The following is a 15,629-nucleotide window of genomic DNA, read 5'->3' as shown; positions in this document are numbered from 1 at the left end:
ACTCAGCCCGCGGGCGGGCACGTCCACCGGTCGAGGCCGCCGGTGCGGTCGCGGATCGCGCGGGCGGCCAGGACGTTCCACTCCGGGTCCAGCGCGGCGAGGTAGCCGCCCCGCTGCTCGAAGACGACCTCCCGGTCCGTGAGCTGGAACAGCCCCCACGTCCTCGTCCCGTCGGCGTACCTGATCATCCAGACCGGGTCGAGGTGGGACAGGCACCGCACCAGGTCGACCACGCGGTCGGGTTCCTCCGGGAAGACCTCGCGCAGCCTGCGCTCCACCCGCTCGGCAGGCCAGACGTCGATCCGGGTGGTACCCGCGCGGAGGGCGCGCAGCGTGTCCCCGTCCACGACGCCGGTGCCCGCCATGCCCGCGTGGAGCTGGAAGACGGCCACCCGCATCTTGGTGAACGGCCCGTAGACACCGTCCACGGGCATCGCCAGCCCGGCCCGCACCAGCAGCGACTGCACCTCCTCCACGCACGCGCCCACGTCGCCCGTCCGCACCGCGGCCGGACACGGATCGGGCGGGGGCGCCGACGACAGGCCGGCGTCGGCGGCCGTCACCGCGGCGAGCAGGGAGCAGACCAGCAGCACGGCGCCCGTCCCGCGGCGCAGACGGCCGCCCGCGGCCGGTGGGGGACCGGCGCCGTCCCGGACGGGCGGCCCGGCACCCCCGATCGGCGTGGGAGGGTCCTGCCGGGGCACGGCGGGGCTCGGCAGGGGGCCGATCAGCGTCGGGTCGGCGGTGAGGATGCGCTGGTGCACCTCCCGCAGCGGCGGGGCGGGGTCGGTGCCGAGCGCGTCGGCCAGGCGGTGGCGCGTCCGCCGGTACTGCTCCAGGGCCTCGGCCTGGCGACCGCTGCGGTAGAGGGCGAGCATGTGCTGGCCCGCGGCGCGCTCGTCGAACGGGTGGGCGTTGGCGCGGGCGGCCAGTTCCGGGAGCAGTTCCCCGTGCAGGCCGCACGCCATCCGCCAGTCGATCCGGTCGGCCTCGGCGGCGGCGCGCTCCTGCCGCCACCGCTCCCGCACCCGGAGCGCCCACGGGGTGTCCAGCTCGGCCAGCGGCTCCCCGCGCCACAGCGCCAGCGCGTCCTGCACCAGGTCCAGGGCGAGCTGGGGGTCCTGCCGCGCGCGGGCCGCGGCCAGCAGCCGGTGGAAGCGGTGCGCGTCCACGGTCTCGGGTTCGGTGGCCAGCAGGTAGCCGACGCCCTGGCGGGTGATCGTGATCCCGACCGGTGCGAGCGCCCGGCGCAGGTGGGACAGGTAGGTGCGCAGCGCCGAGCGCGCCCTGCTCGGTGGCCGCTCGCCCCACACGCGGTCCAGCAGGCCGTCGACCGGCACCACCCGGTTGGCGTCCGCGGCGAGCGCCGCCAGCACGGACCGCTGGCGGGCGTGCCCCACCGGGACCAGCTCGTCGCCGCGCCGGACCTCCAGACCGCCCAGCACCCCCACCACGACATCCGGCCGCCGGGTTCCGTCGTCGTCCCCCTCCACCCTTCCTGGATACCGATCCGGGGCGGGAGGTTCAACGCGCATCCGGCGGATTCCCCGCGGCGCGGTCCTGCTCCGGCTAGCGGGCGACCAGGTCGGTCGAGACCTCCCACAGCGTCGCGGCGACGTCGGGGTCCAGCGCGTAGGCGGCCACACCGGAGCGGGCCGGCGGGGTGTGGGGCAGCGCCTCGGCGTTGTCCTCGAAGCAGCGCCCGCCGATGCCCGTGAGCAGCGGGGACGTCGCCAGCAGCACGGACGTCGACGCGCCCTGCTCCGGCGTCTTCCACTGGACGCCCGCGCCGCTCGCGGCGGCGAGCAGGGCGTCCATCTGCTCCTTGGTCTGGTGGCGCTGGAGGCCGGTCCGGATGGCGCCCGGCATGAGGGCGTTGACGGTGATCCCGTCGGCTGCCCAGCGGCGGGTGCCCTCCACCGCGAACAGCACGTTGGCGGTCTTGGACTGGCCGTAGGCCTGCCACGGGTCGTACGGGCGCTCGCGGAAGTGCAGGTCGTCGAGCACGACCGGCGACCGGAGGTGGGAGCTGGAGCTGACGGAGACGACACGGGCGTCGTCGGCCAGCGCGAGGGCGTCGTGCAGGCCCAGCGCGAGGGCGAAGTGGCCGAGGTGGTTGGTGGCGAACTGGAGCTCCCAGCCCCGCCGGGTGCGGGTCTCGGGCGTCGCCATCACCCCGGCGTTGTTCACCAGCACGTGCAGCGGGCCGGTCCAGGCGTCGGTGAACGCGGCGACCGAGCCCAGGTCGGACAGGTCGAGCCTGGCGACGGACAGCGCGGCGGTGCCCGTGGTCGCGGTGATGTCGGCGACCGTGCGGTGGCCCGCGTCGACGTCGCGGACGGCCAGGGTCACCTCGGCGCCGGCCTCGGCCAGGGCGCGGGCGGTCTCGACGCCGATGCCGGAGGCGGCACCGGTGACGACGATCCGCCTGCCGGTCAGGTCGGTCCCGCCGACGACGTCCGCCGCGGTGCTCTCGCGGGTGAAGGGTGTGGTGATGCGGGTGGGAGTGGTCACCGTGGTCCTCGTTCCGAATTCTGGCGAAGTTAACCGGAGCTTGTTCCGCTTAGTTCCACCATAACCGGAACGAACTCCGGTTAGCCACCTCGGGGACACGGGGACGAACGCGCCTCAGTCGGGAACGGCGGCGTCCCGGCCGGGGGACGCGCCGAAGGTCCTCCGGTACTCGCGGTTGAACTGCGACGGGCTCTCGTAGCCCACCAGGTACGCCACCTCGGCGACGGTGGCCGCGCGGGCCCTGAGCAGGACGCGCGCCTCCTGGAGGCGGATCTGCCTGCGGAACTCGATCGGGGTCATCGTCGTCGCCGCGCGGAAGTGGCGCTGGAAGGTGGACACGCTCATGCCCGCCGTGCGCGCGAGGTCGGGGACGTGCACCGGCTGGTCGTAGTGGCGGCGGATCCACCGGATCGCGCGGGAGACGTGGGCGAGGTTGCCGTCGGCGATGCCGATCTGGCGGACGAGCGCGCCCTGCTCACCGGTCACCAGGCGCCACAGGATCTCCCGCCGGATGCCGGGCGCGAGCACGCGGAGGTCGTCCGGGTGGTCGAGCAGGCGCAGCAGCCGCACGATCGGGTCGAGCAGCTCCGGCGGCGCGGTGCTCGTGGCGAGGCCGGTGAACCCCGGCCTGCGCGGGGCCGCCGCGGTCTCCAGCAGCAGCGGCGCGATGGCCCGCGGCGTCAGCGTCATGCTGAAGACCACCAGCGGCGCGTCCGGGCTGGCCTCGACCGCCTGGCCGGTCACCGGGAGGTCGACCGTGACCACGAGGTACTGGCCCGCGCGGTAGTCGTGCGGCGTGCCGTTCAGCGTCGTGCGCTTCACGCCCTGGGCGACGACGGCGAACGAGGGCTCCGACATCGCGCTGACCGGCGGGGTCGGCTCGTCGACCGCGGTCAGCGAGACGCCGTCGAGCACGCGCACCTTCCGCCGCCCCTCGGCGCGGGTGCGCGCGGGCACCAGGGTGCGCAGTTCGTCCAGGAGGTCCACGGCCCGAGCCAAGCACGCCGGGTGCGGCGGTGCCGCGCGATCCGGTCGAGGTCGACCGGATCGGGCACGACCGCGCCCGCATCGGCGTCACGGCCCGCGCCGCGCCCGTGGTCTGGTGGAGGTCCGCCAACGGAACACGGGGAAGACGGCATGGACACGCACACCCTCGGCACGACCGGGATCAGGGTCAGCCCGCTGTGCCTCGGCACCATGATGTTCGGGGCCTGGGGCAACGGCGACCACGACGAGTCGGTCGCCATCGTCCACCGGGCGCTGGACGCCGGGATCAACTTCATCGACACCGCCGACGTCTACTCGGCGGGCGAGTCCGAGGTCATCGTGGGCAAGGCCCTCGCGGCCGTGGACCGGTCGAGCGTCGTGCTGGCCACCAAGGTCGGCTCGCCGATGAGCGCCGACCCCAACGCGCGCGGGGCGTCGCGGCGCTGGATCACGGCCGCGTGCGAGGCCAGCCTGCGCAGGCTGGGGACCGACTACCTCGACCTCTACCAGGTGCACCGACCGGACGGGACGACCGACGTCGACGAGACCCTCGGCGTGCTCGGCGACCTGGTCCACGCGGGCAAGATCCGGGCCTTCGGCAGCTCGACCTTCCCCGCCGAGCAGATCGTCGAGGCCCAGTGGGTGGCCCAGCGGCGCGGGCGGGAGCGGTTCCGGACCGAGCAGCCGCCCTACTCGATGCTGGTGCGCGGCGCGGAGGCCCACGTGCTCCCGACGGCGCGGTCCTACGGCATGGGCGTGATCCCGTGGAGCCCGCTGGCGGGCGGCTGGCTGTCCGGCGGGTTCGGGGCGGGCAGGGCCAACACCAGCGAGCGCGACCGGCGGCTGCCCGGGCGGCCGGGAGCCGGTGGCCGCTTCGACCTCGCGGTGCCGGTCAACCAGCGCAAGCTGGAGATCGTCACCGAGCTGGCCGGGGTCGCCGCCGACGCGGGTCTGACGATGGTGGAGATGGCGCTCGCGTTCGTGCTCGAACACCCCGCCGTGAGCGCCGCGATCATCGGCCCGCGCACGATGGAGCAGCTGGAGGCGCAGCTGTCGGCACCCGACGTGCGGCTGGAGCCCGCCGTGCTGGACCGGATCGACCGGATCGTGCCGCCGGGGACCGACGTCAACCCGGAGGACGTCGGCTGGTGGCCGCCCGCGCTGGTCGACCCCTCCCTGCGGCGGCGGTCGGCCTCGATCAGGTGAACGCCAGGCCGGGCTGGCCGAGGTAGGGGAACCAGCGCGGCGGCGGGTCGGCGGTGAACGCGTCGGCCATGGCGTCCAGCCAGGCGTCGAACGACGGGAAGTCCGGCGGCGCGTCGGCCGGGTTCTCCCACTCGCCGGTGTCGGCCAGCCTGGCCCTGGGCTCGTCGCGGTGCACGTAGTACACGGGGTAGGTCTCGTCGGTGATGTCGAAGCACCAGGCCGCGTCGTCACCGGCCTCGGCGAAGGCGACCAGGTGGGCCGTGGACACGCCGTCGCGCAGCGGGTGGACCAGTTCGCCGTTGAGGGCGGTGGCGCCCTTCTCGTCCACCACGGCGAACCGGAGCGTCACCCCCGCGAACTCGCGGTGGCACGACACGCGGCCCACCTCGGTCAGCAGGGCGGTGTAGCCGGGCGGTCCCGCGGGCGCCGGGGCCCCCGGAGCCCGCTCGGTCACGACGAGATCGATCCGGCCGTCGGAGGCGGCCTGGCGCAGCCGGTCGATGACTTCCGAAATGTGACCCATCGTGACAACTATAGGCACCTTTCAGCGGATGGGAAGGTGTTACAGCAGGTGACGATCAGTTCACCATGTGCGGATAGTGAGCTGAAACGGGCACAATCCGGACGCGCTGAGTACCGTTTTCGGGCACGGTGACCACGGTGGACGTCACGATCAGCACCGGCCGGGTCAGGGGCTTCCGAGCGGGCCCGGAGGTCGTCGCGCACCTCGGGATCCCGTTCGCGGACCCACCGTTCGGCCTACACCGCTTCGCCGCGTCTCAACCGGTGACCGTGTGGACCCGGTTCGCCACCACCGGCCACCCCGGCTTCGACGGCGGGGCGGAGCTAGCGTGACAGCAGGTGGTCCAGCACCCGCGCGCCGAACCGCAGCCCCTCCACGGGCACGCGCTCGTCCACGCCGTGCGCCATCGCCCGGTAGTCGTAGCCCTCGGGCAGCAGCAGCGGGGCGAAGCCGTAGCAGTCGATGCCCAGCGCGCTGAACGCCTTGGCGTCGGTGCCGCCGCCCAGGCAGTACGGGACGACGACGGCCTCGGGGTCCTCGGCGCGCAGGGCGTCGGCCATCGCGGTGAACCACGGCGAGTCGATCGGCGCCTGCACGGGCGGCAGGTGCTCCACGAACTCGCGGGTCACGTCCGGGCCGATGAGGCTGTCGACGGTGCTCATCAGCTCGTCCACGGTGCCGGGCAGGGTCCGGACGTCGACGTGCGCGGTCGCGGTGCCGGGGATGACGTTGACCTTGTACCCGGCCGACAGCATGGTCGGCGTGGTGCTGTTGCGGACCGTCGACTCGGCCAGCGCGCCCGCCGGGCCGAGCCGGGCGAGCGTGGCGTCGACGTCGTCCAGGTCCACCTCGACGCCCAGCGCCTCGCCGGTGCGGACGAGGAACGCCTCCACGGTCGGCGTGAGCCGGACGGGGTGGCGGTGGGCGGCCAGCCGCGCGAGGGCGTTGGCCAGCGTGACCACGGCGTTGTCGTCGTTGCGCCGCGAGCCGTGGCCCGCGCGACCGCGGGCGGTGAGCCTGAGGTGCGAGCTGCCGCGCTCCGCGGTGCCGATGGGGTACACGCGCTTGTCGCCGACCCGGTAGGAGTAGCCGCCGGACTCGCTGATGGCGGCGGCGCAGTCGGCGAACAGGTGCGGCTGGCGGTCGACGAGCCACTGCGCCCCGAGTTCGCCCTGGTCCTCCTCGTCTGCGACGAACGCCAGCACGAGGTCGCGGCGCGGACCCCGGCCCTCGCGCGACCAGGTCGACAGCACGGACAGGACCATCGCGACCATGTCCTTCATGTCCACCGCGCCCCGGCCCCACAGGTAGCCGTCGCGCAGCTCGCCGGAGAACGGCGGCACGGTCCACTCGGCCGGGTCGGCGGGCACCACGTCCAGGTGCGCCTGCACCAGCAGCGCGGGCAGCGCCGGGTCGCCACCCGGCACGCGCGCCACCACGTTGGTGCGGCGCGGCGCCGGTTCGTACACCGTCGGCTCGACGCCCAGCGCGGACAGGTGCGCGGCGACGAACTCGGCCGCCTCGCGCTCGCCCTCGGCGTCCCCGCCGCCCCGGTTGGTGGTGTCGATCCTGATCAGCGACGCGCACAGGTCGACGACGTCCTCAGCCATACACGTCCTCCACGGCTCCCGCCGCGACGGCGGTGACGATCTTGAACGCCTTCATGGCGTCGGTCATGGTGGCCGCGTCGAACCCGACCGTGCGGGTGCCGATCAGCTCCACGGTGGGGATGACGGCGGCGGCGTGCGCGAGGTGCGTGGCGTCGAAGTCGACCTCGACCCAGTGCTCGCCGGTCACCGGGGTCACCAGGCCCGCGCGGCGGACGGCGCGCCCCGCGGCGGCGGTGAGGCGCGCGGCGGTGACCTCGGGCGGGTCGCAGATCGCGGCGTAGCGGCTGACGCACTCCTTGACCGGCACGAGTTCCGCCCCCGGCGCGTAGTCGGCGGCGTCCTCGCAGGTCTTGTCGTCACCGGACACCAGGAGCACCGGAACACCGTGTTCCGCGGCCACCGCGGCGTTGAGCCTGCCCTCGCTCGCGGGCACGCCGTCGAGGCGGACCTGGGTGATCGAGTTCTCCAGGTAGGTGTGGGCGAGCACGCCGTCCTCGCCCGCGCCGGTGTGGTAACCGAGGAACACGACCCCCTCCACACCGCTGTCGATCCCCTGCATCATCGAGAGCGGCTTGTGCCGTCCGGTGAGCATCCGGGCGCGCGGGTCGAGGTGTTCCAGCAGGAGGTTGCGCTGGCTGTTGTGGGCCTCGTTGACGAGGACTTCGGTGCCGAGCCCGGCGACGGTGGCGTTGACGTCGCCGGTGAACAGGCGGCGGAAGCGCTGCCACTGCTCGGTGCCGGGCTCGACGTCGGCGGGGCAGGTGACGCCGGTCGCGCCCTCCATGTCCGCCGAGATCATGATCCGCATGGTCGTCAGCGTAGGGCTTGGGTGGTCTTTGTCGAGTTGATGGAGTAAATGGTTACTTTCGCGCGGCAGCACTCTGGGGAGAGGTAGGGCCAGTGGGAACCATCAGGCGTGTGGCCTCGATCGTGGGGGCGGTGGGGTTGGCGGCGTCGTCGCTCGCCCCGTCGGCACAGGCACAACAACCGGTCACCCTGAGGGTGGCCATCGTCCAGCAGGTCGACTCGCTCAACCCGTTCCTCGCCACCTACCAGGCGAGCACCGAGGTCGGGCGGCTGATGTACGACTACCTGACGGCCTACGACGCGAAGGACCAGCGGCCGGTCGAGGCCCTGGCGAAGTCGTGGGAGAAGTCGGCCGACAACCTCACCTGGACGTTCACCGTCCCGGACGGCAAGAAGTGGTCCGACGACCAGCCGATCACGGCCGGGGACGTCGCCTTCACCTACAACCTCATGATGACCGACAAGGAGGCCGCCACCGCCAACGGCAGCTTCGTGGCGGGCTTCGAGTCGGTGACGGCGCCGGACGACCGCACGGTCGTGATCAAGACCAGGGCGCCGCAGGCGAGCATGCTGGCGCTGGACGTGCCGATCGTGCCCGAGCACGTCTGGAAGGGCGTCGGGAAGATCGCCGACTACAAGAACGACACCCCGCCGGTCGTGGGCAGCGGCCCGTTCGTCCTCTCGGAGTACCGGGCGAACGAGTTCATCAAGCTCAAGGCCAACAAGAACTACTGGCGGGGCGCGCCGAAGTACGACGAGCTGCACTTCGTCTACTACAAGACCGTCGACGCCGCCGTGCAGGCGCTGGACAGGGGCGAGCTGGACCTGGTCAACCGGATGGGCCCGGCGCAGTTCGACTCGCTGAAGGGCAAGTCGGGCATCACCCTCAACAAGGCCCAGGGGAGGCGCTTCAACGAGCTGGTGCTCAACTCCGGCGCCGCCACCAGGACCGGTGAGCCGATCGGCGACGGGCACCCGGCCCTCAAGGACGTGAGGGTGCGCCGGGCGGTGGCGAAGGCCATCGACCAGGACGCGATCATCGCGCGGGTCAACGGCGGCTACGCCGAGCGCGGCACCGGGCCGATCCCGCCGGTGTTCCCGGACTTCCACCTCACACCGGAGACCGTGCGGCCGTTCGACCCGGCGGCGGCGAACACCGAACTCGACCAGGCGGGCTACCCGAGGGGCGCCGACGGCACCAGGGTCGGCCCCGACGGCACCCCGCTGCGCTTCCGGCTGATCGGCCACACCAGCCGCGCCTACGACGAGCAGGCCGGCGAGTACGTCAAGGGGTCGCTCGCCGACGTCGGCATCGCGGTCGACGTGCAGCTCGTGGCGGACACGCTGCTCGACGAGTACGGCGTCGCGGGCAAGTTCGACCTGATCTTCAGCGGGTGGGGCACCAACCCGGACCCGGACTTCATCCTGTCGCTGCACACCTGCGACGCCCGGCCCGCCTCGCCGACCGCGACCGGCACGACAGACTCGTTCTTCTGCGACGCCACCTACGACGAGCTGTACCGGCAGCAGGGCGCCGAACTCGACCCGGCCAAGCGGTCCGAGCTGGTCAAGCGGATGCAGCAGCGGTTCTACGACGAGGTCCCGGCGATCATCCTCGGCCACGACAACGCCCTGGAGGCCTACCGCAACGACACCTTCGCGAGCTTCACGATCCAGCCCGACCCCGGCGGCGTGATCATGGCGCAGAACGGCGTGTGGGGCTACTACGGCGCGGTGCCCGTGGCGGCCTCGACGGGCTCCTCGGGGCCGAAGGGGCTCCTGGTCGCGGGTGCCGTCGTGGTCGTCCTGCTGGTGGGCGGCGGCGTGTGGCTGCTGGCCAGGCGTCGCGGCGCGACCGCCGGGGACCGGGAGTGACCGCTCCGCCCCTGGCCGAGTCCTCCCCGCGACGGGGCGGCGGCGTCCTGCGCCACGTCGCGGGGAAGCTCGGCGGCGCACTGGCGGGCCTCGCGGGCGTGGTGGTGCTGGGGTTCTTCCTGTTCCGGCTCATCCCCGGCGACCCGACGGTCACGATGACCAGGGGCCGCCAGGTCGACGAGGCGCAGATCGCCGAGCTGCGCGCCCTGCACGGCTACGACCGGCCGATCGTCGAGCAGTTCGGCCAGTACGTCGGCGGGCTGCTGCACGGCGACATGGGCACCTCGCTGTTCTACCGGCGCACGGTGGCGGAGCTGATCGCCGAACGGGTCTGGCCGACGCTGCTGCTGGTCGGCACGTCCACGCTGATCGCGGTGACGCTGGGCCTGTGGCTGGGCATCCGCGGCGCGTGGCGGCGCGACAGCCCGTTCGACCGGGCCTCCACGGGCGTGGCGCTGGTCGGGTGGGCGATGCCCGCGTTCTGGCTGGGGATGCTGCTGTCGATGGCCACCGGGAACCTGTTCCCCAGCGGCGGGATGCGGTTCTCCAACACCCCGCCGGACTTCTGGTCGCAGGCGCTGGACGTCGCCCACCACATGGTGCTGCCGTGCCTGACCCTCATCGCCGTCGTCTACGCCCAGTACCAGCTGGTGATGCGCTCCTCCCTGCTGGAGGAGATGAACGCCGACTACCTGACCACCGCGCGCGCCAAGGGCCTGCGCGACGACCAGGTGCGCCGCCGCCACGCCGTGCCCAACGCGCTGCTGCCGACGGTGACGCTGGTGTTCCTGCACATCGGGCTCGTCGTCACCGGCGCGATCACCGTGGAGACGGTGTTCTCCTGGCCCGGTCTCGGCCTGCTGACCTACGAGGCCCTCGCCGGACCGGACCTGCCGCTGCTCCAGGGCACGTTCGTGGTCCTCGCGGGCTCGGTGATCGTGATGAACGTGCTGGCGGACCTGCTCTACCAGGTCCTCGACCCGAGGGTGCGTGCGTCGTGACGAGCATCGTGTGGCAGCGCCGCCGGGCGGCGGTCGGCTCGACCTGGCGGGACTTCACCCGCGACCGCGGCGGCCTGATCGGCCTGGTGGTGCTCGGCGCCGTCGTGGTGCTGGCGCTGCTCGCGCCCCTGGTCACCGATCCCGCCGCCCTGGACGTGACGAAGGCCGCCGGGGAGCGCTGGCAGCCGCCCAGCGGCGAGTACTGGTTCGGCACCGACCACACCGGCCGGTCCGTGCTGCTGCTGACGTGGTGGGGCAGCCGCATCTCGCTGCTGGTCGGGCTCACCGCGACCGTGCTGTCGGTGATGATCGGCACCCTGGTCGGCATCACGGCCGCGCACTTCGGCGGGTGGCCGTCGGCGGGGCTGATGTGGGTGACGAGCTTCTTCCTCGTCCTCCCGTCGCTGGTGCTCGCCATCGCGCTGTCCTCGGTGCTGCCGCGCGGCATCTGGACGATCGTGCTGGCGATCGCCGTGACGTCGTGGGCGTCGACCGCGCGGCTGGTGCGGGCGCAGACGCTGAGCGTGGAGGCCCGGCCCTACATCGAGCGCGCCAGGGTGCTCGGCGGCGGGCACGCGCACGTGATCGGGCGGCACGTCCTGCCCGCCGTGCTGCCGCTGGTGTTCGTGAACACGACCCTGACCGTGGCGAACGCGATCGTCGCCGAGGCGACCCTGTCGTTCCTGGGGCTGGGCGACCCGGCGGCGGTGTCGTGGGGGTCGATGCTGCGCGCGGCGAACCTGCACGGCGCGGTGTCGCAGCGGGCGTGGTGGTTCCTGCTGCCGCCCGGCCTGGGCGTGGTGGTGGTCGTGCTGACGTTCACGCTCGTCGGGCGGGCGCTGGAGACGGTGTTGAACCCGAGGCTGAGGGGAGACCGGTGAGCCCGCTGCTGGAGTTGCGCGGTCTGGGGGTGCGCTACCGCACCGACCGCGGCGAGGTCACGGCCGTCCGGGACGTGGACCTCACCCTGGAGGCCGGGCAGACGCTGGGCCTGGCGGGGGAGTCGGGGTGCGGCAAGTCGACCGTGGCCATGTCGGTGCTGCGGCTGCTGCCGAAGTCCGCGCGCGTCGACGGGGAGATCCTGCTCGACGGCGAGGACGTCACCACGATGACCTGGGGCAGGCTGCGCGCGGTGCGCTGGGCGCGGGCGTCGGTGGTGTTCCAGGGCGCCATGCACGCCCTCAACCCCGTGCGGCGGGTCGGCGACCAGATCGCCGAGCCGATCCGGCTGCACGGCGGCTCGGCCCGCGTCGCCGACCTGCTCGACCAGGTCGAACTGCCCGCCGCGAAGGCGCGGGCCTACCCGCACGAGCTGTCCGGCGGGCAGAAGCAGCGGATCATGATCGCGATGGCGCTGGCCTGCGACCCGAGGCTGGTGATCGCCGACGAGCCGACGACGGCGCTGGACGTGATCGTGCAGGCCCAGGTCCTCGGCGTGCTGAGCAGGCTGGTCGCCGAGCAGGGCATCGGGCTGGTCATGATCAGCCACGACCTGTCGGTGCTCGCCAGCACGTGCGACCGGCTCGCGGTCATGCGGCACGGCGCCATCGTCGAGCAGGGTCCGGCGCGGGAGGTCATCGCCGCACCCACCCACCCGCACACCCAGGCGCTCGCCGCGGCGTTCCCCGTCGTCGGCGACCCGGCGTTCCGGCAGGTGCGGCCGGACGAGGTGCGGGAGTCCGCGCCGCTGCTGCGCGCCGAGGGCCTGCGGGTCGACTACCGGGGCCGCGCCGGGGTCGTGCGGGCGGTGCGGGGCGTCGACCTGGAGATCGGCACCGGCGAGATCGTGGCGCTGGTCGGCGAGTCCGGCTCCGGCAAGACCACCACCGCCCGCACGCTGCTCGGACTGCGCGCGCCGACCGCCGGGCGGGTGCTGTTCGAGGGCGCCGAGCTGCCCACGTCGGCGAAGGGCCTGCGCGAGTACCGGCGGCAGGTGCAGCTGGTCCTCCAGGACCCGACCAGCGCGCTCAACCCCCGCCACACGGTGTACGAGTCGGTCGCCGAGGGCCTGCGCATCCACCGGGTGCCCGGCGACGAGGCCGAGCTGGTCGCCGACGCGCTGGCCAAGGCCGAGATGCGCCCGCCCGAGTCGTTCTTCCCGGTGCTGCCGCACGAGCTGTCCGGCGGCCAGCGGCAGCGGGTGGTGATCGCGGGCGCCCTGGCCCTCGGCCCCCGGCTGCTGGTGGCCGACGAACCGGTGGCCTCGCTCGACGCGTCGGTGCGCGGCGAGATCCTGGCGCTGCTGCTCCGGCTGCGCCGCGACCTCGGCCTGGCCGCGTTGATCATCACCCACGACCTGGGGCTGGCGTGGAGCATCGCGGACCGGGTCGCGGTGATGTACGAGGGCGTGCTGGTCGAGCAGGGGACCGTGGAGGAGGTGCTGCTCACCCCGCGGCACGAGTACACCCGCAGGCTGCTCGCGGCAGTGCCGAGCACCACCCCGTGAGGCCGTAGCGGAAACCGTCACCGGCGGTGAACACTGATCTTGGTCCCGGCCGGAGAGGTGTACATGAGCCGTGCGCGTTGGAGCACCGCGTCCACAGCCCTGCTGGGCAAGCTGATCGGCGAGCTGGCGTTCGAGGCGCTGCTGCACCCCGAGCCGGACGGTGACGGCTACCTGCTCGACCTCGGTGCCTCGCGGTACTCGTTCACCGCCGCGCGCGGCGCGTTCGGCGGCTGGCGGCTGGACCCGGCGAGCCTGCGGCGCGTCCCGGTCGGCCGCTACGGCCCCGGCGCCCCCGGTCCGGCCGACGACGTCCAGCTGTTCCTGGTGGAGGCCGCCGACGGGTTGGGCATCGCCCCGGTGACGCTCGCGAACTACCTGCTGGAGATCACCTCGACCCTGGCCGCGGACGTGGCGCTCGCGGCGACCGCGCTGCCCGCGGCCGAGCTGGCGAAGCTCGACCACGGCGAGCTGGAGGGCCACCTGACCGGCCACCCGAGGCTGGTGGCGAACAAGGGCCGGATCGGCTTCTCCGCCTCCGACGTGGCCGCCTACGCGCCGGAGTCGCGGCGCGTGCTGCGGCTGCCGTGGCTGGCGGTGCACCGCGGCCTCGGCGAGTTCCGCTGCGTCCCGGCGCTCTCGGAGCACGCGCTGCGCGCCGCCGAGCTGGACCAGGACACGGTGGCGGCGTTCACGGCCGTGCTGCGCGACCGCGGCCTGGACCCGGACGCCTACGTGTGGATGCCGGTGCACCCGTGGCAGCTCGACAACGTGGTGCGCACGATGTGGGCCCCCGAGGTGGCGGGCGACCGGATCGTGCCGCTGGGCGAGGCACCGGACGAGTACCTGCCGACGCAGTCGATCCGCACGCTGTCCAACGTCGACCGGGTCGACCGCCTCCAGGTGAAGCTGCCGCTGCGGATCCTCAACACCACCGTCTGGCGCGGTGTGCTGCCGGAGATCGCCGTGGCCGCGCCCGTGGTCACCCAGTGGCTCAAGGGCCTGTGGGCCTCCGACGAGCTGCTGGCCGGGTGGCGCGCGGAACTGCTCGGCGAGGTCGCCTCGGTCGCGGTCGCGCACCCCCGGATCGACGGGATCGACGGCTCGCCCTACCGGCTGCGCGAGACGCTGGCGTGCGTGTGGCGCGAACCGGTCGAACCGCGACTGGCCGCGGGGGAGCGGGTCTGGCCGCTGGCCGCCGTGCTGCACGTCGACCACCACGGGCAGCCGCTGGTGGAGGAGTTCGTCGCACGGGCCGGGGTCGACCAGCGGACGTGGGTGTCGGCGCTGCTCGCGGCGCTGCTCCGGCCGCTGCTGCACCTGCTGTTCCACTACGGCGTCACGGTGAACCCGCACGGGCAGAACATCCTGGTCGTCGAGGGACCGGACGGGCTGCCCGCGCGGATCGCGGTGAAGGACCTGATCGACGACGTCAGCCTGTCGCTGGAGCCCGTGCCGCAGCGCGGTCCCGCGCCCGACGAGCACGCCCCCGTGCTGCCGCGCCGGGACTGGCCCGCACTGCGGTCCTACCTGGTCAACGCGTTCCTGGTCGGCGTAGGCCAGCCGCTCGACCTGCTGCTGCCCAGGGCCGAGCTGTGGCGGCGGGTGCGCGGCGAGGTCGAGGCCTACCGGCGGCGCTTCCCCGCGCTCGCGGAGCGGATCGACGCGGCCGACCTGCTGGGGCCGTCGTTCCCGCACTACCCGCTCAACGGCGACCGGCTGCTCGTGACCGGGTACGCCGAGCAGCCCGGCCACCGGTCGGTGCGGCCCTCGGGGGAGGTGCCGAACCCGCTGGCAGCGGTGACGGCCGTCGAACCCCCCGACGGCTGGTGAGACCACAGGGGGACCACGGCGGCCGAACGGGTTCCTGACACCGCCCGGCCACGCCCCACCGGTACGAGGTCCTCCCCGCTCCTGGTCCTGGGCGCGCTCCTGGTCCTGGCCGCGTGCTCGGCACCGGCCCGGCCCACCGGCGTCGCCTCCCTCACGACCGCGTCCTCCTCCGCGGCCTCCCGACGCCGCCCCCGGCCGAACGGCCGCGGCAGCGCCTCGACCTGACCGACGCCGACCCGAACTCCCTCACCGGCCCGGTGAAGGGCGTCGACGAGGTCATGACCGTCAACTCGGCCTGCCTGCGGGAGGTGGCGGGGATCCGGTGACGGGCGGCCCCTCCACCGCGCGGGACGCGGTGGAGGGGCGCCGATCGGATCAGTTGTACGCGGTGCACCCGATGGCACCGGCGCTGATGTCCTTGCCGCAGGCGCGCCACGGCGACCCGAAGGTGCCGACCGTGCCGCTGTTGGCCGAGGACGCGCCGGTCGGCACGGTCCGCCACCCGGTCACCCTGCCCGACGCGTTCGTCACCCAGATCTCGTCACCGGGCGTGGCGCCGGTGATCTGCCCGTGCCAGCCGTCCGAGCAGCTGAACAGGTGGACGGTCGCCGACCCGGCCCGGACCGGGTTCACCGGCTGGGTGCAGGCGGCGAACGGGTCGGCGGGCGCCGCCCCCGGCGCGGCCGACGCGGTCACCGCCGTTCCCAGCAGGCTCGCGGCGACGGCTCCCGCGAGCGTGAACGACTTCGTGGCGGACAGGCGCTTGCTCGGTTCACGCATGGTCTGTTCTCCCCGGATCGGTGGACGGTCGGCCCCGAGGGCCGCGGTGA

At 73.7% G+C, this 15,629-nt stretch carries 15 protein-coding genes; 8 read left to right on the top strand and 7 right to left on the bottom strand.

Features of this window, described 5'->3' with window-relative positions; all coding sequences use genetic code 11:
* Positions 1-2: 2 nt before the first annotated feature.
* From AC156L_RS01330 to AC156L_RS01320, 3 genes are all read right to left on the bottom strand, one after another.
* Entirely contained in the window at positions 3-1,493 is a 1,491-nt protein-coding gene (locus tag AC156L_RS01330; protein ID WP_330875398.1) for a BTAD domain-containing putative transcriptional regulator, read from the bottom strand.
* 76 nt (positions 1,494-1,569) lie between these two features.
* Positions 1,570-2,514, bottom strand: a complete 945-nt coding sequence (locus AC156L_RS01325) for an SDR family NAD(P)-dependent oxidoreductase (protein WP_330875399.1) — start codon at positions 2,512-2,514, stop codon at positions 1,570-1,572.
* Positions 2,515-2,628: 114 nt separating this feature from the next.
* Positions 2,629-3,501 carry an AraC family transcriptional regulator gene (locus AC156L_RS01320; RefSeq protein WP_330875400.1) on the bottom strand — a complete coding sequence of 291 codons (873 nt, stop codon included), beginning with the start codon at positions 3,499-3,501 and terminating at the stop codon, positions 2,629-2,631.
* 150 nt (positions 3,502-3,651) lie between these two features.
* On the opposite strand from AC156L_RS01320, the gene AC156L_RS01315 reads away from it, so the two are divergent.
* Positions 3,652-4,707, top strand: a complete 1,056-nt coding sequence (locus tag AC156L_RS01315) for an aldo/keto reductase (protein ID WP_330875401.1) — start codon at positions 3,652-3,654, stop codon at positions 4,705-4,707.
* Here the strand turns inward: AC156L_RS01315 and AC156L_RS01310 are convergent.
* Entirely contained in the window at positions 4,700-5,230 is a 531-nt protein-coding gene (locus AC156L_RS01310) for a hypothetical protein (RefSeq protein ID WP_330875402.1), read from the bottom strand. The two genes, AC156L_RS01315 and AC156L_RS01310, sit on opposite strands and share 8 nt — an antisense overlap.
* Positions 5,231-5,367: 137 nt before the next feature.
* On the opposite strand from AC156L_RS01310, the gene AC156L_RS01305 reads away from it, so the two are divergent.
* Complete coding sequence (locus AC156L_RS01305; protein WP_330875403.1) at positions 5,368-5,562, top strand: carboxylesterase family protein; 195 nt, start codon at positions 5,368-5,370, stop codon at positions 5,560-5,562.
* Here AC156L_RS01305 and AC156L_RS01300 read toward each other — a convergent pair.
* Both AC156L_RS01300 and AC156L_RS01295 read right to left on the bottom strand, forming a co-directional pair.
* Positions 5,554-6,840 (bottom strand): M20/M25/M40 family metallo-hydrolase, encoded by a 1,287-nt coding sequence (locus AC156L_RS01300; protein ID WP_330875404.1) that lies wholly within the window; start codon positions 6,838-6,840, stop codon positions 5,554-5,556. The two genes, AC156L_RS01305 and AC156L_RS01300, sit on opposite strands and share 9 nt — an antisense overlap.
* Positions 6,833-7,648, bottom strand: coding sequence for a M55 family metallopeptidase (locus AC156L_RS01295; protein WP_330875405.1), 816 nt, complete (start codon positions 7,646-7,648; stop codon positions 6,833-6,835). The genes AC156L_RS01300 and AC156L_RS01295 overlap by 8 nt, the downstream gene beginning before the upstream one ends.
* A 110-nt stretch (positions 7,649-7,758) precedes the next feature.
* Here AC156L_RS01295 and AC156L_RS01290 point away from each other — a divergent pair, with 110 nt between their 5' ends.
* The 6 genes from AC156L_RS01290 to AC156L_RS01265 all read left to right on the top strand — a co-directional run bounded on the left by AC156L_RS01290 (position 7,759) and on the right by AC156L_RS01265 (position 15,125).
* Positions 7,759-9,522, top strand: a complete 1,764-nt coding sequence (locus tag AC156L_RS01290; protein ID WP_330875406.1) for an ABC transporter substrate-binding protein — start codon at positions 7,759-7,761, stop codon at positions 9,520-9,522.
* Positions 9,519-10,523, top strand: a complete 1,005-nt coding sequence (locus tag AC156L_RS01285; protein ID WP_330875407.1) for an ABC transporter permease — start codon at positions 9,519-9,521, stop codon at positions 10,521-10,523. Before AC156L_RS01290 ends, AC156L_RS01285 begins: the two co-directional genes overlap by 4 nt.
* A complete protein-coding gene (locus tag AC156L_RS01280; protein WP_330875408.1) occupies positions 10,520-11,404 on the top strand; it encodes an ABC transporter permease in 885 nt (294 codons plus the stop codon). The genes AC156L_RS01285 and AC156L_RS01280 overlap by 4 nt, the downstream gene beginning before the upstream one ends.
* On the top strand, positions 11,401-12,969 hold the full coding sequence (locus AC156L_RS01275; protein WP_330875409.1) for an ABC transporter ATP-binding protein: 1,569 nt from the start codon (positions 11,401-11,403) through the stop codon (positions 12,967-12,969). Before AC156L_RS01280 ends, AC156L_RS01275 begins: the two co-directional genes overlap by 4 nt.
* A gap of 63 nt (positions 12,970-13,032) precedes the next feature.
* Complete coding sequence (locus AC156L_RS01270) at positions 13,033-14,799, top strand: IucA/IucC family protein (RefSeq protein ID WP_330875410.1); 1,767 nt, start codon at positions 13,033-13,035, stop codon at positions 14,797-14,799.
* Between the two features lie 113 nt (positions 14,800-14,912).
* A complete protein-coding gene (locus AC156L_RS01265) occupies positions 14,913-15,125 on the top strand; it encodes a hypothetical protein (protein WP_330875411.1) in 213 nt (70 codons plus the stop codon).
* Between the two features lie 49 nt (positions 15,126-15,174).
* Here AC156L_RS01265 and AC156L_RS01260 read toward each other — a convergent pair whose 3' ends face one another.
* The gene (locus AC156L_RS01260; RefSeq protein WP_330875412.1) at positions 15,175-15,579 is read right to left on the bottom strand and encodes a hypothetical protein; all 405 of its coding nucleotides are present in this window, start codon (positions 15,577-15,579) and stop codon (positions 15,175-15,177) included.
* Positions 15,580-15,629: the final 50 nt, after the last annotated feature.

The organism is Umezawaea sp. (genome assembly GCF_057122925.1).
This window is presented reverse-complemented; position numbering and strand designations above follow the sequence as displayed.

What these genes read in the sequence shown, in the direction of transcription:
- AC156L_RS01315 (WP_330875401.1), top strand. Translation starts at nt 3,652, where the DNA reads ATGGACACGCACACCCTCGGCACGACCGGGATCAGGGTCAGCCCGCTG.
- AC156L_RS01310 (WP_330875402.1), bottom strand. Translation starts at nt 5,230, where the DNA reads ATGGGTCACATTTCGGAAGTCATCGACCGGCTGCGCCAGGCCGCCTCC.
- AC156L_RS01300 (WP_330875404.1), bottom strand. Translation starts at nt 6,840, where the DNA reads ATGGCTGAGGACGTCGTCGACCTGTGCGCGTCGCTGATCAGGATCGAC.
- AC156L_RS01295 (WP_330875405.1), bottom strand. Translation starts at nt 7,648, where the DNA reads ATGCGGATCATGATCTCGGCGGACATGGAGGGCGCGACCGGCGTCACC.
- AC156L_RS01270 (WP_330875410.1), top strand. Translation starts at nt 13,033, where the DNA reads ATGAGCCGTGCGCGTTGGAGCACCGCGTCCACAGCCCTGCTGGGCAAG.
- AC156L_RS01260 (WP_330875412.1), bottom strand. Translation starts at nt 15,579, where the DNA reads ATGCGTGAACCGAGCAAGCGCCTGTCCGCCACGAAGTCGTTCACGCTC.